The sequence below is a fragment of the Thauera sp. genome (assembly GCF_035444905.1).
Taxonomy (GTDB): domain Bacteria; phylum Pseudomonadota; class Gammaproteobacteria; order Burkholderiales; family Rhodocyclaceae; genus Thauera.
This window is the reverse complement of sequence record NZ_DAOMPS010000047.1, coordinates 1-13,792: the sequence shown is the minus strand read 5'-3', so window position 1 is coordinate 13,792 and position 13,792 is coordinate 1. Positions and strand designations below refer to the sequence as shown.

Genomic DNA, 13,792 nt, shown 5'->3' with positions numbered 1-13,792 from the left:
CCTGCAGATTGATCCCCGTCAATCCCATTGCGCCAGAACCGTTTAGCCTTGAGCCTTCGACTACATCCGCACATCATCATGACGACTGACCTCTTTCACTGGTCCGATGAGTTCAGTGTCGGCCTGCAGGAGATCGACGAGCAGCACAAGGAGCTCGTCGATCTGCTCAACCAGCTCCACGTCGCCATCCAGGAGCACCACGGCTCGGCCACCTCGCGCGAGATCCTCGACAAGCTCGCCGACTACACCCGCACCCACTTCGCGGTCGAGGAAAGCCTGATGCGGGTGTCGAACTACCCCGATTTCGAGGCCCACAAGCAGAACCACGAAGACCTGATCGGCCAGGTCCAGGCCCTGCAGGCAAAGCTCGACTCCGGCCAGGCCACGATCACCTTCGAGCTGCTGCACTTCCTCAAGGTCTGGCTCACGCGCCACATCAACGAGGCCGACAAGCGCTTCGGCGCCTACTTCCTCGAGGCCGGCGGCGCCAGCAAGTGGTCCGATCATGTCGAGGACGCGATGAAGAAGCGCAAGTGGTGGTGGAAGTTCTGGTAGCCCACCGCCTTCCTTCATTTGATCGCGCTCCACGCACCCTGCCGCACTCCTCCAGACTCCGAGAGCACACGATGTCGACAATCGCCCTGCCCCTGCCCGCCGTCGTTCGATCCTTCCTTGTCGTCGGTCTGCTTGCCAGCCTGTTCGCCGCACCGGCACAGGCCGACAGCCACACCTGCCCCGCCCTGACGGCCGCGGTGCAGGTCGCCGCCTGTCCGACCGATCAGGAGCTCAAGTACACCTACATGGGCTTCTGCGGCGACAACGCCCGCCTCTATGGACGCGACGTTCTCACCTGCTCGACCTTCGACAACTACAGGGAAGCCAAGAACACCGCCCTGTGGGAGTCGGCCGACGGCGCCTTCAGCGGTTACCTGTCATGCAATGTGAAGCCGGAACAGATTCGCGCGGCGAAGGCGCTGCGCATGGGCGTCGAGAGCAAGAACGGACTCACGCGCCTGATCTGCGACTACGAGGGCGACCATCGCCTGGTCTATCGCAGCAGGGAGAAATGCACGGTGAGCGTGGCGGACTGCAGCAGCGGCGAGTGCAGGGCAAGCTGCGACTGAAGCCCTCCAAGCGGGGCGCGCACCAGGCCGGCGTCCCCTAGGCCGGCGTCCCCTATGCCGACGCGTACGCCTGCTGGCCGATGAGGCTGCTCAGCAGGGTGATGACGTCCTCGGCCGGCAAGGCCCGCACGATGAACACCAGCCGGCTGCGGCGGTCGTCGTAGGGCGGCTCGGTCGGCCATGCCGGCAGGCTGGTGCTCGGATACACGCTGTGCTGGACACACTGCAGCACGCGCGGCAAGGGATCGCCCTCGACGTTCAACAGCCCCTTGATGCGCAGCACGCGCCCGCCATGAAGCTGCAGCAGCAGCGCGAGCGCATCCGAGAACTCGTACCAGGGCAAGGGCGCGTCAAACGTCAGCACGAAGCTGTGCACCTCGGCATCATGGCGCGCGCGCTCGGCCGGGGTCGGCTGCGTATCCTCCGCCCGTGCCCCCGCCACGACCGGGCTGCCCGCGCCTGCCTTGCGCCCACCGCTGCTGCCGGGCTTGCGCCAGGCCGATGCCGCGGCCGCCCGCTGGCGCGCCGCGCGCAAGGCCTCCTCGCCCAGCCAGGCCGCCACATCGGGCTGCTTGCCGGCCGCATCGTACAGCCCGCAGCCGAAGATCTCATCCGGGGCGAGCTGCCCTGCGCACACCTCCACCTGACGCGCGCCCGGGTTGAGCTGGGCGATGCGTGCCGCCACCGCGGCGCGCGCGGCGGGCTCGGCAAGGTCGCACTTGGTCAGCAGCAGGCGGTCGGCCATGGCGACCTGGCGGACCGCCTCGTGGTGGCGCGCGAGCTGGTCGAGGGCGTGGGTGGCATCGACCGCGGTGACGACGCCGTCGATGCGGTAGCGCTCACTGAGGAAGGGCTCGGCCATCAGCGTATGGATGACCGGCGCCGGGTCGGCGAGGCCGGTGGTCTCGATCAGCACCCTGCGCAGGCCCTTGAGCTCGCGCCGCAAGGCGCGCATGAAGAGCCCCTTCAGCGCGCGCACGAGGTCGCCCTGCACGCTGCAGCAGATGCAACCGGAATCGAGCACCACCAGGCTCTCATCGACCTTCTCCACCAGGTGATGATCGACGCCGACTTCGCCGAACTCGTTGATCAGCACGGCACAGTGCGCCAGCTGGGGCTGGCGCAACAGGTGATTGAGCAGCGTGGTCTTGCCCGCGCCGAGGAAACCGGTGAGCAAGGTCACCGGGATACGGCGATCGGCGGCGGACAAGGGTGGCGAGTCAGGATTCATGAGGGCGAAGTGTAGCCTGCCGCGCCCACCCCAAGGGCGACGCGGGCCGGCCCCCCGCCCGCATCCCCTGCAGGCTTACTGCCAGCCGCCGCCGAGCGCCTTGTACAGCGCCACGCGGTTGGTGGCGTCGCTCTGTCGCGTGCCGATCAGCTCCATCTGGGCGCCATACAGGCTGCGCTGCGCATCGAGCAGGGTCAGATAGCTATCCACCCCGCCGCGGTAACGCGCCTCGGAGAGCTCGAAGCTCTTCTCGGTCGCCTTGAGCAGCGCACGGCGGGCGTCAAGCTGCTCGGTGAGCGTGGACCGTTCCGCGAGCGCGTCGGCCACCTCGCGGAAGGCCGACTGGACGACCTTCTCGTACTGCGCGACGTTGATGTCGCGCTGGATCTCGGCGAGGTCCAGGCTGGCCTGCAGACGCCCGGCCTCGAAGATCGGCAGGCGCAGCTGCGGCACGAAGCTCCACGCCCCCGAGCCGCCATCGAACAGGCCATCGAGGGTGCTGCTCGCCGTGCCGGCCGTCGCGGTGAGCGTGATGCGCGGGAAGAAGGCTGCGCGCGCCGCGCCGATGCTGGCATTGGCCGCCATCAGCGCACGCTCGGCCTGCAGGATGTCGGGCCGGCGCGTGAGCACTTCGGAGGGCAGGCCGGCGGGCAGCTCGGGCACTGCGGCCACGACTTCGTTGAGCGACTGCGGCAGCCACGCCGCCGGCACACTCGCGCCGACCACCAGCGCCAGCGCGTTCTCGGCCTGTGCCACCAGCGCGGTGTAGCGTGCCACGTCGGCGCGCGCAGTCTGCCGCAGGGTCTCGGCCTGATTGAGATCGAGCGCGGACACCGCGCCGAGTTCGAGGCTGCGACGCACGAGCTCGACCGACTGCTGGCGCGTTTCCAGCGTGCTGCGCGCCAGCGCAAGGCGCTCGCGGTCCGCAGCCAGGCGCAGCCAGGCATTGGCGACCTCGGCCACAAGGCTGATCTGCGCGCTGCGGCGGGCCTCCTCGGTACCCAGGTAGCTCTGCAGCGCCTGCTCCTCCAGGCTGCGCACGCGGCCGAAGAAGTCGAGCTCGTAGGAGGCGAAGCCGAGGTTGGCCGAGTACTGGCGGCTGACGGTCGACTCGCCGCTCATGCTCAAATCGCCCGGCACGCGCTGCGCGCTCTGCCCGCCGCTGACCGCGATCGAAGGCAGCAGGTCGGCACGCTGGATGCCGTACTGGGCGCGCGCGCGCTCGATGTTGAGCGCGGCGATGCGCAGGTCGCGGTTGTTGTCGAGCGCGAGCGCGATCACTTCGCGCAGGCGTTCGTCGGCGAAGTAATCGCGCCAGGCGATGGTGTCGGCCAGCGGCGCCACGGCCGAGGCTTCGCTCGGCTGGGCCAGCGGAAAGCTCGCCGGCACCGGCGCCGCGGGGCGCTCGAAAGCCGGGATCAGCGTCGTGCACGCGCCCAGCGTGGTGGCGGCCAACGCCACCACCAGGCTGCGCAGCGGCATGCGGGCGCGGCCGGCCGCCGCCACGGCGCCGGATGCACTTACCGGCGCGGCGGAGTTTGCGGCGTAGTTGCTCATATCAACGTCCCTCCTGGGTGGACGGCAGCGCGGCCGCCTCCCTGGGCTTGTCCGGGAAAACACGCTTGATCACGACATAGAACAGCGGCACGAAGAACAGGCCGAGCACGGTCGCGGCGATGGTGCCGCCGAGCACGCCGGTGCCGATCGCGTTCTGGCTGCCCGCGCCGGCGCCGGTGGCGATCGCCAGCGGCAGCACGCCGAAGCCGAAGGCGAGCGAGGTCATGATGATCGGGCGCAGACGCATGCGCACCGCCTCCAGCGTGGCGGCCACCAGGTCCTTACCTTCCTCCATCTGCGCCTTGGCGAACTCCACGATCAGGATCGCGTTCTTCGACGACAGGCCGATGGTGGCGAGCAGGCCGACCTGGAAATACACGTCGTTCGACAGCCCGCGCCCGGTGGCCGCGAGTAGCGCGCCGAGCACGCCGAGCGGCACCACCATCATCACCGCGAAGGGCACCGACCAGCTCTCGTACAGCGCCGCCAGGCACAGGAACACCACCAGCAGCGACAGCGCGTACAGCGCGGGCGCCTGCGAACCGGAGCGACGCTCCTCGTAGGAGGTGCCGGACCAGTCGTAACCGATGCCCGGTGGCAGCTTGGCCATGATCTCCTCCACCGCCTGCATCGCCTCGCCGGACGACAGCCCGGGCGCGGCCTGGCCGAGGATCTCCATCGAGGGCTGGCCGTTGAAGCGCTCCAGGCGCGGCGAGCCGAAGGTCCAGTGCGAGGTGGCGAAGGCCGAGAAGGGCACCATGTCGCCGCCGCGGTTGCGCACGAACCACTTGTCGAGATCCTCAGGGGTCATGCGCGCATGCGCGTCACCCTGCAGGTACACCTTCTTGATGCGGCCGCGGTCGAGGAAGTCGTTGATGTAGCTGCCGCCCCAGGCCGTCGCCAGGGTGTCGTTGATGTCGGCGACCGACAGCCCGAGGGCGCCCGCCTTGGCGTAGTCGATGTCGAGCTTGAGCTCGGGCATATCTTCCTGGCCGTTCGGGCGCACGCCGACGAGGCGCGGATCCTGCGCCGCCATGCCGAGGAACTGGTTGCGCGCGGCCACCAGCGCGTCGTGGCCGAGGCCGGAGCGGTCCTGCATCTGCACCGTGAAGCCGCCCGAGGTGCCGAGCTCGATCACCGCCGGCGGCACGAAGGCGAACACCATCGCCTCGCGGATCTGCGAGAACGCGCCCATCGCGCGCCCGGCCACCGACTTCACGTCCATGCCCGGCGCCTTGCGCTCGTCCCAGTGCTTGAGGTTCACGAAGCCGATGCCCATGTGCTGGCCGCTGCCGCCGAAGCTGAAGCCGGCCACGGTGAAGATCGCGCGCACGGTGTCCTTCTCGTTCTCGAGGAAGTGATCCTCGACCTTCTTCAGCACCTCGAGCGTGCGCTCCTGGGTAGCGCCGGCGGGCAGCATGACCTGGTTGAACATCACGCCCTGGTCTTCCTCGGGCAGGAAGGAGGTCGGCATGCGCACGAAGAGCAGGCCGAGCACGACGACGATCGCGGCGTAGATGGCGAGGAAGCGCACGCTGCGCTTGAGGATGCCGCCCACGCTGCGCTCGTAGTGCTGGGTGCCGTTGTGGAACTTGAGGTTGAACCAGTGGAAGAAGCGGCCGAACAGGCCCCCTTCGCCATGTTCGTGGCCCTTTTGCACCGGCTTGAGCATGGTCGCGCACAGCGCCGGGGTGAACACGATGGCCACCAGTACCGACAGGCCCATCGCCGACACGATGGTGATCGAGAACTGGCGATAGATGACGCCGGTCGAGCCGCCGAAGAAGGCCATCGGCACGAACACCGCCGACAGCACCAGGCCGATGCCGATCAGCGCGCTGGTGATCTGGTCCATCGAGCGCTTGGTCGCCTCCTTGGGCGGCAGGCCCTCCTCGGTCATCACGCGCTCGACGTTCTCGACCACCACGATGGCGTCGTCCACCAGCAGGCCGATCGCCAGCACCATGCCGAACATGGTCAGGGTGTTGATCGAGAAGCCGAAGGCCGCCATCAGGCCGAAGGTGCCGAGCAGCACGACCGGGATCGCCATGGTGGGGATCAGCGTGGCGCGGAAGTTCTGCAGGAACAGGTACATCACCAGGAAGACCAGCACCACCGCCTCGATCAGGGTCATGACCACCGACTGGATCGAGATCTTGACGAAGGGCGTGGTGTCGTAGGGTACGACGTACTCGACACCTTCCGGGAAGTAGCGCTGCATCTCGTCGAGCCTGGCGCGCACCGCAGTCGCGGTGTCGAGCGCGTTGGCACCGGAGGCCAGGCGCACGCCGACACCGGCGGCGGGCTGGCCGTTGAAGCGGGCGACGGTGCCGTAGTTCTCGGCGCCGATCTCGATACGGGCGACGTCCTTCAGGCGCACCTCGCCACCCTGCGCGCTGCTGCGCAGCAGGATTTCCTCGAACTGCTCGGCCGTCTGCAACCGGCTCTGCGCGGTGATGGTGGCGGTGAAGCCCTGGCCGGGCAGGGCCGGCGTGCCGCCGAGCTGGCCGGCCGAGACCTCGGTGTTCTGCGCCTGCAGGGCTTGGCGCACGTCACCCGGGGTGAGGCGGTAGTTGGTCAGCTTGGCGGGGTCCAGCCACACGCGCATGGCGTACTGCGCGCCGAACACCTGTACCTCGCCGACGCCGTCGACGCGCGACAGCGGATCCTGCACCGAGGACACCAGGAAGTCCGACAGGTCGGTGCCGTCCATGGAGCCATCGGCGGACACGAAGCCGACCACCATCAGGAAGTTCATCGCCGACTTGGCGACCGTCACCCCCTGCTGCTGCACGGGCTGGGGCAGCAGCGGCAGCGCCGTCTGCATCTTGTTCTGCACCTGCACCTGGGCGATGTCCGGGTCGGTGTCGGCGGAGAAGGTCAGCGTGGTCGAGGCGTTGCCGTAGGCGTCGCTGGTCGACTTCATGTACAGCAGGCCGTCGAGGCCGGTCATCTTCTGCTCGATGATCTGTGTCACCGAGTCCTCGACCGCCTTCGCCGAGGCGCCGGGGTAGCGGGCATTGATGACGATCGCGGGGGGCGCGATCGAGGGATACTGGGACACCGGCAACTGCTGGATGGAGAGCGCCCCGGCCAGCATGATGACGATGGCGATGACCCAGGCGAAGATGGGTCGGTCGATGAAGAAACGGGCCATGGTCGCCTACCTCACTGCGCCGCGGCGACCGACGCCGCCGGCGCTGCACTGGCTTGCGCACCCGCGGCGGTAGCGGCCTCCTCGGCCTGGACGGGCGCGCCCGGGCGCACCCGCTGCAGGCCCTCGACGATGACGCGCTCACCGGCCTGCAGGCCGCCAGTCAGCACCCAGCTCTCGCCCAGCGACTGCGCCACCTGCACCGCGCGCGACTCCACCACGTTATCGGCATTGACCACCATCACCAGCGCGTCGCCGCGCGGATCGCGCGACAGCGCCTTGTGCGGCACCAGGATCGCGTCGCTGCGCGTGCCTTGCGGCAGGCGGGCGCGCACGTACATGCCGGGCAGCAGCACGCCGTCGCCATTGGCGAACTGGGCGCGCAGGGTCACGCTGCCGGTGCCTTCATCCACCGTCACCTCCGACAGTGCGAGGCGGCCTTCGGCGGCGTACTCGCTGCCATCCTCGAGGATCAGCTTCACCGGCACCTCGCCCTTGGCGCCCGCCTGCAGGCGGCCCGCGGCCAGGTCGCTGCGCAGGCGCAGCATCTCGACGCTGGACTGGGTGAGGTCAACATAGATCGGATCGAGCTGCTGCACGGTGGCGAGCGCCTGTGCCTGGTTGGCCGTGACCAGCGCGCCCGCGGTCACCGCCGAGCGGCCGATGCGGCCGGCGATCGGCGACTTCAGCCGCGTGTAGTCGAGATCGATCTTCGCCTTGTCGAGCGCCGCCTTGGCCGCCGCAACCTCGGCCTGGGCCTGCTTGAGCGCGGCCTGGGCGTCGTCGTTGGCCTGCTTGCTGACGGCTTCGATCTTCACCAGCCCGGCGTGGCGCTCGGCCTTGATGCGCGCGGCCTGAGCATTGGCTTCCGCTCGGGCGAGTGCTGCCTTGGCGCTGTCGTAGGCCGCCTGGTAGGGCGCCGGGTCGATGCGGTACAGCACCTGACCGGCCTTGACCTCGCTGCCCTCGTTGAAGGCGCGCTCGGTGACGATGCCGGTGACCTGCGGGCGCAGCTCGGCGATCAGGTAGGGCGTGGTGCGGCCGGGCAGCTCGGTCACCATCGGCACCGATTCGCTCTTCACCGTCATCACCGTCACGGCCGGTGCCGGCTGCGCGCCGGCGCCGGCCGTGGCGCCCTGTTCCTTGTCGCCACTGCAGGCGGCAAGGAACAGGGCGCTGAGCGCCACCGCAGCCGCAGACCTGAAAAGAGGGTGGGATCGTGTTTTCATTGGGGCCTCGTGAACGCGAGAAGGGGCGACATCGGCACGCGGCTGTTGGCCACAGTGCGACATCCCGCTTGTTAGAACGGGTATTCTAGATCGAACGCTCATTCTATGTTATGGTTTGCTGCACCGCAAGATCATTCAAGACAACGAGGCCCCGCGCCGGTTCGTCGACCGCCGCCGCGAGCGCCCGAGCACAACAGCATGCAGACTGCCGATCACACTCAAACCACCACCGAGGCTTCACGGGCGGCTGCGCGCCGCCAGCAGATCCTGAGCGCGGCGGCGCAATGCTTCCGCGAGCACGGCTTCCATGGCGCCAGCATTGCACAGATCTCGAAGATTGCCGGCATGAGCGCCGGCCACATCTACCACTATTTCGAGAACAAGGAAGCGATCATCGCCGCGATCGTGGCGCAGGATCTCGAGACCCTGCTGACCATGACCGCCGAATTCCGGGCGGCCTGCAACGTACGCGCCGCGCTGATCGAGCGCGCCGCCGACGCCGTCGCCGATCAGCTCGATCCGGCTGCCGCCGCGCTGAAGCTGGAGATTGTCGCCGAGGCGGCGCGCAACCCGCGGGTCGCGCAGATCGTGCGCGAGGCGGACGAAGCCTGTCGCCGGGAGTTGATGATCACCGTCCGCGTCATCCGCAGCGCGGCCGGCCACGACGACCCCCCGGAGGCGATCGGCGACATGGTCGAGGTCCTCGCCAGCCTGTTCGAAGGCCTGCTGCTGCGCACGATCCGCAACCCCGCGCTCGACCGCCAGCGCGTGGCACAGCGCATCCAGATCGCGATCAACGACCTGCTGAACCAGCCCGGCTGAGGCGCTGGCCGCCTTACAGGTAGCCGAGCTTGCCCGGCAGCCAGAGCGCGAGCTGCGGGAACACGATCGTCAGCGCCAGGCCGGCGCCCATCGCCAGTACCAGCCACACCACCCAGCGGAAGGTCTCTTCCATGCCGATGCCGGCGATGCGCGAGGTGATCATCAGCGAGATCGCCATCGGCGGCGTGAACTGGCCGATGGCGAGGTTGATCGTCATCATCACGCCGAACCACACCAGGTCCCAGCCCATCGCCACCGCGATCGGCACCAGCAGCGGCAGCAGGATCAGGAAGATCGAGATCGCGTCGAGGAACATGCCCGCCGCCAGCAGCAGCAGGTTGATCGACAGCAGCATCAGCCATTCGCTCGAGTGCAGGCCGACCAGGGCCTTGGCCGCGGCGTCGAAGATGCCCAGGGTGTTGCCCGCCCAGGCGAACACCGAGGCGATGCCGATGATCATCAGCACCACCGCCGAGAGCTCGCCGGCATCGACCAGGATGCGGAACAGCCCCTTCAGCGTGATGCTGCGGTAGATCACCATGCCGACGAAGATGCCGTAGGCCACCGCCACCACCGCCGCCTCGGTGGGCGTGAACAGGCCGGTGCGCAGGCCGCCGAGGATGATCACCGGCGCCAGCAGGCCCCAGATGGCATCGATGAAGCTCTTGCCCAGCGGCGGCCGCGCGGCCTTGTAGTCGCGACCGAAGCCGTGCCGCCGGCTGATGATGATGGCCGGCACCAGCAGGCACAGCGCGGCGATCATGCCCGGGAAGAGACCGGCGGCGAACAGCGCCGGCACGGTCGCGGCCGGCACCATCACGCTATAGACGATGAAGGCCACCGAGGGCGGGATGACGATCGCGGTCGAGCCGGCGGCAGCGATCAGGCCCGCCGAGAAGCCCTTCGGGTAGCCGCGCGCGACCATCGACGGCAGCATCACCGCCGCCACCGCCGCCGCATCGGCCGGGCCCGAGCCCGAGATGCCGCCCAGCAGCATCGATACCAGCACGGCGACCACCGCCAGCGAGCCGGTCCATTCGCCCACCATCGCGGTGACGAAGCGCACCAGGCGCACGGCGACGCCGGAGCGCTCGAAGATCATGCCGGCGAGGATGAACATCGGGATCGCCAGCAGCGGGTACTTGGCGATGCCGGCGTAGATGTTGGTCGGCACGGCGAGCTGATCGAAGCCCGCCATCGCCAGCACCGTGACACTGGCCACGCCCAGCGCCACCGCCAGCGGCAGGCCGGCGACCAGCGCCAGCATGAACAGCCCGAGCAGGGTGGCGCCGATCATGCGCGCCCCCGCAGGCGGGTGACGATCAGGCGCAGCACCAGGGTCACCGCCAGCACCGGCATCCACACCGTGTACCACCACTGCGGCACGCCGAGCGCGGGCGAGGTTTCCTCGAAGCGGTACTGGTCCCAGGTCAGCCGCGCCGCGTAGAAGGCGATGAAGGCGAACAGGCTCGCGGTGACGGCGAAGGACAGCCAGTCCATCGCCGCGCGCGAGGCCGGCGGCAGGCGGTCGACGAAGAAGCCGACGCGGATGTGGCGGTTGAAGGCAAAAGCGACCGATGAGCCGAGGAAAGACAGCACGATCAGCAGCGCAATCGAGAACTCCTCGGTGGCGGCGAAGGAGCGCGAAGTCAGGTAGCGCACCAGCACGTTGCCGAAGGTGATCAGCATGATCGCGCCCATGGCAATGCCGGTCAGGATCTGCTCGATCGTGTAGGGGCGGTCGGCCTGGTCTTCGGCCGACGGGACTTCAAGGCTCATCGTGACGTCCAGCGAGGCAGGCCAGGGATGCCTGCGACAGGGGTGCGCGGAGCGCGGGAAGAGGAGGGACCGGGGAAGGCCCGGGTTGGGAGGGCGACGCCCCGGCGCTGCGGCCTGCGCCCAGCCGGGGCATCCGGAAAGTTCAGGACGCCGGCCCGGCGCCCGCGCACGGGCGCGGGGCCGGCAAGCCCGACTCAGCGCTTGGCGATGTCTTCCTCGGCCTGCTTGACGAGGTCGGCGCCGGTGCGCTCGGCCCATTCCTTGTACACACCGGCGGTGGCGGCGCGGAAGGCGTCGCGCTCGGCGTCGGACAGGCGCACGACCTCGACGCCGTTGGCCTCGATCTCCTTCAGCAGGGCGTCGTCCTCGGCCGAGATGCCGGCGCGGGCACGGGCCAGCTCCTCGGCGGCGGCCTGCACGGCGGCTTCCTGCACCGCCTTGCGGTCGGCCTCGGTCCACGAGTTCCACACGTTCTTGTTGACCACGAAGATCAGCGGGTCGGCCACATAGCCCCACAGCGTCAGGTTCTTCTGGCCGACGGTGTGCAGCTTGGCGGCGTTGAACACGGCGAGCGGGTTCTCCTGGCCATCGACCGCGCCGGTCGCCATTGCCGGCTGGGCGTCGGCCCAGCTCATCTGCGTCGGGTTGGCGCCAAGGGCGGTGAAGGTAGCGAGGAACAGCGGCGAGCCCACCACGCGCATCTTCATGCCCTTGAGGTCTTCCGGCGTGCGGATCGGCTTCTTCGAGTTCGACACCTCGCGGAAACCGTTCTCGCCCCAGGCCAGCGGCACCACGTCGCGCTCGGCGAGGATCTCGAACATCTTCTGGCCGACCCGGCCCTGGGTCAGGGCGTCGATCGCCTTGTGGTCGGGCATCAGGAAGGGCAGCGCGAACAGGTTGAGCTCGCGCACCTGCGGCGACCAGTTGATGGTCGAGCCGACCGCCAGATCGATGATGCCCTGGCGCAGCGCGGTGAATTCCTTGGTCTGGTCGCCGGAGACCAGCGAGGTGCCCGGATAGACCTTGATGTTGATGCGGCCCTCGGTCTTCTCGGCCACCAGGTCGGCCCAGCGCTTGGCGCCCCAGCCCCAGGGGAAAGCTTCGCCGAGCACGGTGGACAGCTTGTACTCATCCTTGTACTGCTGGGCCGAAGCCGGCATGGCCAGGCCGAGCGCGGCGGACGCGAACAGACCGGCGACGAGGGCGGTGAAGCGGCGTTTATGCATGAGCGGGGTCTCCATGGACTTGTTTTGAACCGAACGCGCAGGCAAGGCCGGCGCGAGGAAGGCGGATTCTACAAACCGGGGCGCGCCACGACCAGCCGAGATTACCCGCAGCCAGGACTGACGCCACTCGGCTGCGCCCCGGCGACGTGGCGCCGCCCGCCCGCGCTCAGCCCTCGGCGGGCGGCGCGAGCGTGCGCCGCAGGAAGTCCATCAGGCGGCCGACATGGTGCTCGAGATCGGCAAAGGATTCATGATCGCCCGCCAGCGTCAGCAGCTCGACCGGCGTGTCGCCGCGTGCGGCGAAGATCTGCCGCGCCTCGTCGACCGGCACCACGGCGTCGTCCTCGCCATGCACCAGCAGCACCGGGCGATGAATGCGCGAAATGGTGGCGAGCGGCGCGATGTCGTCGAAGCGGTAGCCGATCGTCTTCTGCACATACTCGAGGATGTAGCGGCCGACCGGCTTCTCCGGGATGCGCCTGGCCGCCAGCCAGCGCCGCATCATCGCCGCGGGATGCGAAAAGGCCGCCACGCTGACCACCACCGCCACCTGCGGCGTACGCGAGGCGGCGAACAACACCGCGCCGGCGCCCACCGAATGGCCGAGCAGCGCGATGCGCTGCGGGTCGACACCGGCGCGTGCGGCCAGCCAGGCGAAGGCATGCTCGACATCCTCGGCAAAGCGCGGCAGCGAAGCGAAGCTGTCGTCGTCGCTGGCACCGTGACAGCGCGCATCGACGAACAGCATGGCAAAGCCGGCCTCGTGCAGCGGGCGCGCAAGCGGCAGCATCAGCGCCGCATTGCCGCCCCAGCCATGCAGCACCACCACTGCGGGCGCCAGTCTGTGCGCCTCGTCCGCGGCCGCCGGCGCCGGGATGAACCAGGCGTGCAAGGTCTTGCCGTTGGCGGTCGCGATGCGCAGCGTGTCGAAACCGAGCCCGAGCGCGCCCGGGTCGGTGTGATGCGGCAGCCGCGGCGCGGCCAGCCCCTTGCGGATGCCCCAATGCACCAGTGCCCGCCCGCCGGCGAGGGTGGCGGCACCGGCGGTGAAGGCGGTGATCAGTGCGGGCGCGCCCATGGCGTCCTCCTCACGAACTGAGCCCCGCCCACCACAACCGGGCGCGCAGACCCCAGGCCGTGCTGTAGCCGAGCGCCACCGAGCGGATGTCGCCCGCCGCATCGACCACCACGAAGGCCGGCACGCCGCGCAGGCCGTAGGCCTGGGCGATGCGGCCGTCGGCGTCGATCGCGGTGTGCCAGTCGAGACCGCGCTCGGCTTGCACCTTTGCCACCGCCGCCGCGTCGCCCGACTGCATGGCGACGGTGAGTACCGGGTGGTCGGCGGCGATGCCGTCGATGCTGCCTTCCTGCGCGGTGCAGATCGGGCACCAGTCGGCCCAGAAGTACACCCCGACCGCCCTGCCCGGATGCGCCGCGCGCCACGCGGCGAGGCTCAGCGCGCTGCCGTCGGCGCCGACGGCGGCGAAGTCGGGCGCCGGGCCGGCCGGTACATCACGTGCCAGCCAGGCCTGAATGGCGAGGAAGATCGCCACGAAGATCACAATCTCTACCGCCCAGCGCCGCCAGCGCGGCGGCTTGCCCGCCGCGGCCGCATACGAAGCCGGGGCGGCAGCGTCGCGACGCGAGGGATCAGGGCGCGGGTTCGTCAT

General features: G+C 69.3%; 12 protein-coding genes. 3 read left to right on the top strand and 9 right to left on the bottom strand.

Annotated features, from left to right (window positions below; genetic code table 11):
- Positions 1-78: 78 nt before the first annotated feature.
- Together PLC66_RS17365 and PLC66_RS17360 are read left to right on the top strand one after the other, a co-directional pair.
- Positions 79-555, top strand: a complete 477-nt coding sequence (locus PLC66_RS17365; RefSeq protein WP_324542741.1) for a bacteriohemerythrin — start codon at positions 79-81, stop codon at positions 553-555.
- A 71-nt stretch (positions 556-626) separates the two neighbouring features.
- Positions 627-1,124: a hypothetical protein gene (locus PLC66_RS17360; RefSeq protein ID WP_324542739.1), complete on the top strand. Its 498-nt coding sequence runs from the start codon at positions 627-629 to the stop codon at positions 1,122-1,124.
- A gap of 52 nt (positions 1,125-1,176) precedes the next feature.
- On the opposite strand, the gene PLC66_RS17355 is transcribed toward PLC66_RS17360, so the two are convergent.
- The 4 genes from PLC66_RS17355 to PLC66_RS17340 all read right to left on the bottom strand — a co-directional run bounded on the left by PLC66_RS17355 (position 1,177) and on the right by PLC66_RS17340 (position 8,295).
- On the bottom strand, positions 1,177-2,355 hold the full coding sequence (locus tag PLC66_RS17355; RefSeq protein WP_324542737.1) for a CobW family GTP-binding protein: 1,179 nt from the start codon (positions 2,353-2,355) through the stop codon (positions 1,177-1,179).
- Positions 2,356-2,430: 75 nt separating this feature from the next.
- On the bottom strand, positions 2,431-3,837 hold the full coding sequence (gene adeC / locus PLC66_RS17350) for an AdeC/AdeK/OprM family multidrug efflux complex outer membrane factor (protein WP_324542774.1): 1,407 nt from the start codon (positions 3,835-3,837) through the stop codon (positions 2,431-2,433).
- A gap of 76 nt (positions 3,838-3,913) precedes the next feature.
- Entirely contained in the window at positions 3,914-7,069 is a 3,156-nt protein-coding gene (locus tag PLC66_RS17345) for an efflux RND transporter permease subunit (RefSeq protein ID WP_324542735.1), read from the bottom strand.
- Positions 7,070-7,080: 11 nt separating this feature from the next.
- Positions 7,081-8,295 (bottom strand): efflux RND transporter periplasmic adaptor subunit, encoded by a 1,215-nt coding sequence (locus PLC66_RS17340; protein ID WP_324542733.1) that lies wholly within the window; start codon positions 8,293-8,295, stop codon positions 7,081-7,083.
- Positions 8,296-8,493: 198 nt separating this feature from the next.
- On the opposite strand from PLC66_RS17340, the gene PLC66_RS17335 reads away from it, so the two are divergent.
- Positions 8,494-9,117 (top strand): TetR/AcrR family transcriptional regulator, encoded by a 624-nt coding sequence (locus PLC66_RS17335; protein ID WP_324542731.1) that lies wholly within the window; start codon positions 8,494-8,496, stop codon positions 9,115-9,117.
- 13 nt (positions 9,118-9,130) lie between these two features.
- Here PLC66_RS17335 and PLC66_RS17330 read toward each other — a convergent pair whose 3' ends face one another.
- The 5 genes from PLC66_RS17330 to PLC66_RS17310 form a co-directional block, all read right to left on the bottom strand.
- Positions 9,131-10,414: a TRAP transporter large permease gene (locus tag PLC66_RS17330; RefSeq protein ID WP_324542729.1), complete on the bottom strand. Its 1,284-nt coding sequence runs from the start codon at positions 10,412-10,414 to the stop codon at positions 9,131-9,133.
- A complete protein-coding gene (locus PLC66_RS17325) occupies positions 10,411-10,896 on the bottom strand; it encodes a TRAP transporter small permease (protein ID WP_324542727.1) in 486 nt (161 codons plus the stop codon). The genes PLC66_RS17330 and PLC66_RS17325 overlap by 4 nt, the downstream gene beginning before the upstream one ends.
- Positions 10,897-11,090: 194 nt before the next feature.
- A complete protein-coding gene (locus PLC66_RS17320; protein WP_324542725.1) occupies positions 11,091-12,122 on the bottom strand; it encodes a DctP family TRAP transporter solute-binding subunit in 1,032 nt (343 codons plus the stop codon).
- A gap of 166 nt (positions 12,123-12,288) precedes the next feature.
- Entirely contained in the window at positions 12,289-13,200 is a 912-nt protein-coding gene (locus PLC66_RS17315; protein ID WP_324542723.1) for an alpha/beta hydrolase, read from the bottom strand.
- A 10-nt stretch (positions 13,201-13,210) separates the two neighbouring features.
- A partial coding sequence (locus tag PLC66_RS17310) for a redoxin family protein (RefSeq protein WP_324542721.1) occupies positions 13,211-13,792 on the bottom strand: 582 nt, incomplete at its 5' end.